The 7,444-nt window shown below is 45.5% G+C and carries 10 protein-coding genes; 5 read left to right on the top strand and 5 right to left on the bottom strand.

All coding sequences use genetic code 11. The features are described 5' to 3' along the window. The 5 genes from Q0614_RS04765 to gatC form a co-directional block, all read right to left on the bottom strand. The coding region (locus Q0614_RS04765; protein ID WP_298786906.1) for an amino acid--tRNA ligase-related protein at nucleotides 1-754 on the bottom strand (754 nt) is incomplete at its 3' end. Between the two features lies 1 nt (nucleotide 755). Beyond that, nucleotides 756-1,223 (bottom strand): Fur family transcriptional regulator, encoded by a 468-nt coding sequence (locus Q0614_RS04760; RefSeq protein ID WP_291939986.1) that lies wholly within the window; start codon nucleotides 1,221-1,223, stop codon nucleotides 756-758. Next, nucleotides 1,220-1,897: a CvpA family protein gene (locus Q0614_RS04755; protein ID WP_298786905.1), complete on the bottom strand. Its 678-nt coding sequence runs from the start codon at nucleotides 1,895-1,897 to the stop codon at nucleotides 1,220-1,222. Before Q0614_RS04755 ends, Q0614_RS04760 begins: the two co-directional genes overlap by 4 nt. Continuing rightward, on the bottom strand, nucleotides 1,897-2,979 hold the full coding sequence (locus Q0614_RS04750; protein WP_005871218.1) for a type IV pilus twitching motility protein PilT: 1,083 nt from the start codon (nucleotides 2,977-2,979) through the stop codon (nucleotides 1,897-1,899). Before Q0614_RS04750 ends, Q0614_RS04755 begins: the two co-directional genes overlap by 1 nt. Before the next feature lie 10 nt (nucleotides 2,980-2,989). Then, entirely contained in the window at nucleotides 2,990-3,277 is a 288-nt protein-coding gene (gatC, locus tag Q0614_RS04745) for an Asp-tRNA(Asn)/Glu-tRNA(Gln) amidotransferase subunit GatC (RefSeq protein WP_298786904.1), read from the bottom strand. A 116-nt stretch (nucleotides 3,278-3,393) separates the two neighbouring features. On the opposite strand from gatC, the gene Q0614_RS04740 reads away from it, so the two are divergent. The 5 genes from Q0614_RS04740 to hisG are packed head-to-tail and all read left to right on the top strand — an operon-like array spanning nucleotide 3,394 to nucleotide 6,495. After that, on the top strand, nucleotides 3,394-3,945 hold the full coding sequence (locus Q0614_RS04740; protein WP_298786902.1) for a hypothetical protein: 552 nt from the start codon (nucleotides 3,394-3,396) through the stop codon (nucleotides 3,943-3,945). Next, complete coding sequence (locus tag Q0614_RS04735) at nucleotides 3,945-4,958, top strand: L-seryl-tRNA selenium transferase (protein ID WP_298786901.1); 1,014 nt, start codon at nucleotides 3,945-3,947, stop codon at nucleotides 4,956-4,958. The genes Q0614_RS04740 and Q0614_RS04735 overlap by 1 nt, the downstream gene beginning before the upstream one ends. Beyond that, entirely contained in the window at nucleotides 4,945-5,280 is a 336-nt protein-coding gene (locus tag Q0614_RS04730) for a hypothetical protein (protein WP_298786899.1), read from the top strand. Before Q0614_RS04735 ends, Q0614_RS04730 begins: the two co-directional genes overlap by 14 nt. After that, nucleotides 5,267-5,887, top strand: a complete 621-nt coding sequence (locus Q0614_RS04725; protein WP_298786897.1) for a type III pantothenate kinase — start codon at nucleotides 5,267-5,269, stop codon at nucleotides 5,885-5,887. Before Q0614_RS04730 ends, Q0614_RS04725 begins: the two co-directional genes overlap by 14 nt. Then, on the top strand, nucleotides 5,884-6,495 hold the full coding sequence (hisG, locus tag Q0614_RS04720) for an ATP phosphoribosyltransferase (protein WP_298786895.1): 612 nt from the start codon (nucleotides 5,884-5,886) through the stop codon (nucleotides 6,493-6,495). Before Q0614_RS04725 ends, hisG begins: the two co-directional genes overlap by 4 nt. The last annotated feature ends 949 nt before the right edge of the window (nucleotides 6,496-7,444 follow it).

Below are 7,444 nucleotides of genomic sequence, written 5' to 3'. Positions count from 1 at the left end.
GGAAGTTTCGGTTGATCTCAAAGACCGCCTCCATGCCGCCTACGACGAGGCGCTTTAGATAGAGCTCCGGCGCGATACGCAGGTAGCGATCGACGTCTAGGGCGTTGTGGTGCGTGATGAAAGGCTTAGCGTTCGCGCCGCCCGCGATAGGGTGCATCATCGGCGTTTCGACCTCTAAAAATCCGTGCTTTTCAAAAAAGCTGCGGATCTCGCTAACGATAATCGAGCGCTTAATAAAATCCTCGCGGATCTCTGGGTTCATTATCATATCGAGGTATCTTTGGCGGTAGCGCATCTCGATATCGACAAGGCCGTGAAATTTCTCCGGAAGCGGGCAGATCGCTTTGGATGCGAGCGTTATTTTGCTGGCATGGATCGAAAACTCGCCCGTTTGGGTGACGAAAGCGTATCCGCGCACCAAAATTATATCGCCCACTTCGAGATTTTTCTTAAATTTAGCGTAATCCTCCTCGCCGATGCTGTCGCGCGAGTAATAAATTTGAATATTGCCGCTTTGATCCTCTATGTTTGCAAAGGTGGATTTGCCCGCGACGCGCTTTAGCTTTAGCCGCCCGGCGAGGCTTACCTCCTCGCTCGCTTTTTTATCCTCGGTATCTTTTATGTAGCCGAATTTCTCTTTAAACTCGGCTATGCTCATATCTTTTTTTAGAAAGTGTGGATAGGGATTAGCCCCTAAATTCCGAAGTTCCGACGCCTTGTCTATCCTTTGGATTTCTAACTGGCTATCAAACAATCTACTTCCTTTTTACCGCGCATTCAGGGCAAATTCCATACAGCTGCATCATGTGTCCAGTAAGCGTAAATCCGTGCTCTTTGGCGACGGCAAGCTGCTTGCGTTCGATAGTAGCATCTTGAAATTCTATGATCTTGTTGCAGCTTTTGCAGATGAGATGGTCGTGGTGAGGCTTGTTCGCAAGCTCAAATTTCTTACCCTGCGCGCCAAATGAGATCGATGTCGCCATACCTGAATCCTCAAGCAAATTTAAGGTGCGATACACCGTCGCTATGCCTACGTTTAGCTCCGGAAATTTCGCTTTGATCTCGTTGTGAAGCGCCTCAGGCGTGAAGTGTTTGTTATTGTTATAAAGCGTGCGGAGTAAAACCTCGCGCTGCTTGGTATATTTTAGACCGCTAGCGGCAAGCGCCTTTTTAAACTCAACGATTAGAGCGTCAAACTCTAAATTTTCGATTTTTGCATTCATAATTTTGTCCTTTCTGTAGAATTTACTTCTGAACTGGCGTTAAAATCGCTAGGTTCAGTGCTTTGATTTTGATCCGAGTTCATACGGGCGGTAGAATTTTGATCTTTTAAGAGCTTATCATCCATCTTAGAACCGATAGAATCCAAGCTTTGTTTGATCTTCAGATCGTCTTTGAGATTTAAAATCCAATTTCCTATTTTTAAAAAAATCGGCGCAGTTTTGCTGCTTTCAAAATACCTTTTGGTCTGTTCGTTCATCGACATAGGACCGCTTGCAAGCGTAACGATAACTGCAAAAATCAAGAAAATTTTACTTACGCTAAACACGAAACCGCCGATCTTATCGACAAATCCGAGTCCGCTCCATTTAAAGAATTTTGAAATGATTTCGCCTATAATCAGACACGAGATCCATACGCCAAAAAGCACAGCGATAAAGCCAATGAGAACCTGCGTCGTGTCGCCCGAAAGCACGCCGTTTGCATTCTGTAAAGCTGGAATTTTTGCTGCAATCCACTCGCCTGCCATAGTTTTATAACGCATCGCGGCAAAAAGACCGCCGATGAGACCCAAAATTCCAAAAATTTCTTTAACGATGCCATTAGTGATACCGCGCAGTCCAAAGAGCACTACGAGTACTAAACAGCCGACGTCGAACCAATTAATACCCTCCATCAAGCACCCACCACGCCTATTAGCTCTTGCAGGTTAGTCGAGTACCTAAACGCCGTGTCTTTTGAAATTTGATTTGCACGGATCGCTTTAACCATCGCTTGAGTTTGAGTTATCATACCGGTAGATTGCTGATTTAGCTGCATTTGAGAGTAAATCTGATGCACCTTGTTTTCGCGGATTAGATTCGCTACGGCGTTGTTATTTAGCAAAATTTCATGGATCGCGATACGTCCGCCGCCAAGCTTTGGCAAAAGTGATTGCGAAATGACCGCGGTAAGTGATACGGAGAGCATATTTCGCACTTGGAGCTGCTCGCCGCCATCAAAGCTATCGATAATACGGTTGATCGTCTGCATCGCGGAGTTGGTGTGTAGCGTACCAAATACCAAGTGACCGGTCTCTGCAGCGGTAATGGCGATCGAGATAGTCTCTCTATCACGCATCTCGCCCACGAGGATAATGTCCGGGTCCTCACGCAAGGCAAATTTTAACGCATTAGCGTAGGAATGGGTATCGGTGCCAATATTTCTGTGAGAGAAAAGCGCTTTTTTATTGGTATGGACGAACTCGACCGGATCTTCAACGGTAATGATGTGCTTGCGCTCTTTTTCGTTGATCTCGTTTAGCATCGCGGCAAGAGTAGTTGATTTACCACTACCGGTAGGTCCGGTAACCAAAATCATGCCTTTTTCGTGCTTGACTACCTCTTTAAAAATCGTAGGGGCTTTTAAATCGTCCAGGCTAGGAATATCGATAGGAATAATACGAAATGCGGCAGCCAAATCGCCGTTCATAGTGTAGTAGTAGTTACCACGGAAGCGTCCGATATTAGGAAGCTCGATCGCAAAGTCAAGCTCTTTATTTTCCTCGAGTGCACTTTTTTGAGCATCGGTAATGAGCGCGTAGCAGATATACTCGATATCCGTGCCCTTAAGCGGATCCATGGCAAGCGGGCGCAATGTTCCGTCGATACGTATTTGAGGCGCCGAGCGCGAAACTAAGTGAAGGTCGCTCGCTTTGTTAAAAACGACGGTTTTTAGTAGGGTTTCGATATCTACTAAATTTCTTTGAACTTCTTCCATAAAATTCCTTTCAATCTATGATTTTCGGTACTACGAAGTAGCCGCCTTCGGACTGTGGAGCATGCCTTAAGACGCTTTTTGCGACGTCGCTTTTGCGTGGGATATCTTTGCGAAACGGAGTACCGCCTTTCAGCGTAGTGATAGCCGCCTCGCCGCTTTGTAAATCCAGCTCATTTAGAATTTCTACAAAATCTACGATATTATTTAATTGCCCTTTAAATTCTTCTCGCTTAGCATCTGGAATTTTAAGAGCAGATAGCCTTTCCAGCTTGCTTAGCAAGGCATCGTCTATTATCATAACTTTCCTTTTTCTGATAAATGCGACATTATATCATAAAAATTCTTTATCTTAGGCGGTATTTAAAATTTTTTATGCTACAATTACGCCGATTTTCTCAAATAAAGGACTAAATTTTGGCTTTAAAAGACGATATCGAAGGCGTGAAAAAAGAGATTGGCACAGAAGAGCAGTTTCTAGAAAGCGTCATAAAAAGTGAAATTTTCGTAAAAAAATACAAAAAGCCGCTGATATTTTTGGCTGCGGTTTTGATCGTGGCATTTATCGGATATTACGCAAATGAATTTCTAAGCGATCGCCGCATAGCAAGTGCTAATGCGATCTATGACGAGCTGCTTAACAAGCGCGATGACGCTAAGCTAGCCGAGCTTAAGCAAAAAGATATAAATCTATACGCTCTTTATATTTTGCAAAACGGCTCTGCAGACGAGCGAGCGGCGCTAGAAAATACCCAAGGCATCGATGTTGTGCTAAAAGAGATAATAAATCTACAAAACGGCAAACAAGGCGGAGTGCTACTCGCCGATTACGATTCTTTGCTCAAAGGCTACGACCTACTAAAAGAGGGCAAAATCGAGCAAGCTCACGCAGAGCTAGATAAAATTCCACTCAACTCGCCAGTTCGTCAAATCGCACTTGCTTTGAAACACTATGGAGGCAATAAATAATGAAAAAAACGCTGATATTTACGCTTTTACTATCGTTTTTATTTTTGGGCTGCTCGACGAAGCGCCAGTATTTCGAACCTAGCGACGAAAACATCACAGGCGATATGAAATTTAACGGCTCACTGCCATCGGAAATCGTAGCGGTTAGTAAAGATGGCGCGACGCTAAAAGACGGCGAAGTCATCTCTAAAAACGGGTTGGTAAAAAATTTCAAAGTCCTAAAAAGTGAGAAATTTTTAGGCGAATATGACGGAAATTTCGTCGTAACTGACATCAATGGCACGCTTAAAGTAGTTAGTGGCGCAGGCGCCGTAAAATTTGAAAAAGCCCTAGGCAGACAAGCGCTCAGTGCAAATATACGCGGCGATGATTTGGCTTTAGTGATGAGCGATGATTCGATCATGCTTATCAAGCTAAGCTCGGGCGCAGTGGTACTCGATCATAAAGTCGGCGATGCATTCGCAATCGATTCGCGCGTAGCGTCACCAATATTTATCAACCAGCTTATCGCTTATCCTGCGTTAGACGGACTAGTCAGCATCGCAGAAAACGTAGGCGGGCGCTCGGCACGCGATTTCGTCGTGAGCAACCAGCCGTTTTTTAACAACATTATCGCCTTAGAAAACAAGGGCGATAACCTTTATGCTGTGACCGCCACTAGGCTAATGCTGGTAAGTCCTGCGGGCAATAAAAATCATAACGTAGACATCAAAGACGTGATTTTTAGCGGCGATAGAATTTATCTTTTCTTAAAAGACGGCAGAGTCGAGCTACTCGATCGCGGGCTAAATTTAATCAAATCGCGCAAATTCACCTTTGCACAGTTTAGCGGCGCACTGCTTAGCGGCGGCTATCTGTATATCATCGAGCGCAACGGCTACGTCATCCGTGTAAATGAAAATTTAGAGGGACAAGCGATCTACGAGCTAAATGGCGAGTTCGAGGATAAGTCCTTTATCGCAGGTAGCTCGTTTTACTACGACGATAAAATTTTAAATTTTGATGCTAGATAAAATTTCAAAACTTTGCGTTCGCGAAGGGCTCTTGCTTCAAAAATTCCAAACGCTAGATATCGCTAGCTTCACGCGCTCGCGCTCATACGGCGCGTATTTCGGCGTGGATCTAAAAAGCTACAACGTCCTTTTGTTTATGCGCGACGCAAAATCTCGCTTTGTAATGCGCGACGCGGAATTTCTGCTCTCGCTCGCAAGCGGCATTAGCGCAAGCCTAGGCAAGGTCGTAAAAAAGCGCGTGCTGTTTTACAACTCGCAGATGTGCTCTAAAAGCGCGAAATTTTTAAAAGAAAACGGATTTAGCCTCTATGCTTTTGTGTGACGTAGGAAATTCCAGGGTTAAATTTTATAAAGGCGGCGTAACGCAAAGTATGCCCGTAGCGGAGTTTATGCGGTACGAGCCGAAGGAGCGAATTTTTTTCATTAGTGTCAATGATAGCGTGAAAAAAAAGCTGAAAAACCCTCTGTTTGTCGATCTGGCGCCGCACTTTGAACTAAAAACCGCCTACCGCGGGCTCGGGATCGACCGCATAGCGGCGTGCTCCGCGGTAGCGACGGGCATCGTCGTCGATGCGGGCAGCGCGATCACCGTGGATTTGATGTTTAGAGGCTCACACCTAGGCGGATTCATAATGCCCGGTATCGGCACGCTTTTAAAATCTTTCGCGAGCATCGCGCCCGTGCTGGATGTTACGCTTTCAACCAATATCGATCTGGACCCGCTGCCGCAAAAGACCGTAAACGCCGTAAACTACGGGATTTTAAAGCCTATCGTGCTTACTATCGAAAACATCGCGGGCAATAATAAAATTTACTTCACGGGCGGCGACGGAGCCTATCTGATGCGGTATTTTCGCAACTCGATCTACGAAAAGGATCTGATCTTTAAATCGATGGTAAGCCTGATCGCAAAAAAGGGGCTAGCATGATAACCATAGCGCTACCGAAAGGCCGCATAGCCGACGACACGCTTAAAATTTTTAAAACCATCTTCGGGCTTGATTTCGCCTTTGAGGATCGCAAACTCATAATGCAAGAGGGCGATTTTAAATTCCTCTACGTCCGCAACCAAGATATCCCTACTTACGTTATGGGCGGTGCGGCGGATATCGGCGTAGTGGGGCTTGACGTGCTTGAGGAGCACCGCCCCGACGTACTTACGCTACTCGATCTTAAAATCGGAAAATGCCGCGTCTGCGTGGGCGTGCATGCGGGCACCCGGCTAAACTACGGCGCTCCAAGCCTAAAAATCGCTACGAAAATGCCTAACATCACTCGCGAGTACTTCGCCTCCAAGGCCGTCGCCGTAAATATCATCAAGCTCTACGGCTCGATCGAGCTAGCCCCTCTCATAGGGCTTGCCGACGCCATCGTCGATGTCGTCGAGACCGGCACTACGATGAAGCAAAACGGCCTGCAGCCCGCAGAAACCATAATGCAAAGCTCCGCGCACCTCATCGCCAACAAAAACAGCTTCGTGCTAAAACGCGATGAAATTTTAAACCTGCGAGATAAACTAGCCCGCACGATCGCGTAAATGCTCGCTTGCCCCGCCATGCAGTGCTTGCGGCCCGCGCGGCATATTTTGCGTGAGAATCATCACCACTTTGGCGCGCTGTCGTTTAAAAAACCGCTGCTGCGTATAGAATTTTACGGCAGCAACCAACCGCACCGATTAAATTTAAACAATTGATTTATCAAGAAGCGGAAGCACTGTCAAGCCACGGGGCGTAAAATTTTAAAATTCTATCGCTACAAATTTTAAAAATTTAGCCTAAATTTACAGCTCGTAGAATTCCGAAATTCTAAAACCCTGCGGCATAGAATTTCAAAATTCCAAAATCTCGTTCCACAATTTCACGTCGTAAAATTTCAAAATTTTGCAAGTTCTAAATTTAGGCTCAAATTTCCGCGGCTTGGAAACGACAGAATTTCTAAATTTCAACTCGCTAAATTTCGCCGCTCAAAATTGCGCGGAATTTAATTAGCGCCATTCTTTAAGCATAGGAAGCAGCTTGCGCAAAAATTAAGATGCTAGCCGTCCGCATCGCAGCGACGTAGAACTCCACAAGCCCCGCGTGCAAGACGATCCCTGGCTGCAGCGACATTTTAAAAACTGCTTCATAAGGCTTACAAAGCCCGCACAAGCAGCATTATCACCTATATTTTCGGGCAGGACAAACACGCTTAGCGCGAGCAATATATACAGCGCGAAAAATTTCAAATACAGCCGTTTAACAATTTTGATAAATTTTGGATTTAAGACAGGTTGTATCCCGGCGCCTGGCTCGGCTCGAGCCCAGTCCGCACTAGCTTGATTTTTCGGGCACTGTTTGCTCGGACCAGCTTTTGTTTCGGATTTCTTTCTGCGCGTCTTGGGTCTGTTTTTGCGTGCTTTACTAAATTTGCTCGGCGAAATTTTACTGCGATAAAATTTTACGTAGTAAAACTATGCCTAAAATTTCAAATCCGCTAAAGTTTAAAAT

The organism is uncultured Campylobacter sp., from assembly GCF_937997595.1.
Lineage (GTDB): Bacteria > Campylobacterota > Campylobacteria > Campylobacterales > Campylobacteraceae > Campylobacter_B.
Note: the sequence above shows the minus strand (reverse complement) of the source record. Positions and strands in the feature narration are given on the sequence as shown.

What these genes read in the sequence shown, in the direction of transcription:
- Q0614_RS04760 (WP_291939986.1), bottom strand. Translation starts at nt 1,223, where the DNA reads ATGAATGCAAAAATCGAAAATTTAGAGTTTGACGCTCTAATCGTTGAG.
- Q0614_RS04735 (WP_298786901.1), top strand. Translation starts at nt 3,945, where the DNA reads ATGAAAAAAACGCTGATATTTACGCTTTTACTATCGTTTTTATTTTTG.
- gatC (WP_298786904.1), bottom strand. Translation starts at nt 3,277, where the DNA reads ATGATAATAGACGATGCCTTGCTAAGCAAGCTGGAAAGGCTATCTGCT.
- Q0614_RS04725 (WP_298786897.1), top strand. Translation starts at nt 5,267, where the DNA reads ATGCTTTTGTGTGACGTAGGAAATTCCAGGGTTAAATTTTATAAAGGC.
- Q0614_RS04755 (WP_298786905.1), bottom strand. Translation starts at nt 1,897, where the DNA reads ATGGAGGGTATTAATTGGTTCGACGTCGGCTGTTTAGTACTCGTAGTG.
- Q0614_RS04750 (WP_005871218.1), bottom strand. Translation starts at nt 2,979, where the DNA reads ATGGAAGAAGTTCAAAGAAATTTAGTAGATATCGAAACCCTACTAAAA.
- hisG (WP_298786895.1), top strand. Translation starts at nt 5,884, where the DNA reads ATGATAACCATAGCGCTACCGAAAGGCCGCATAGCCGACGACACGCTT.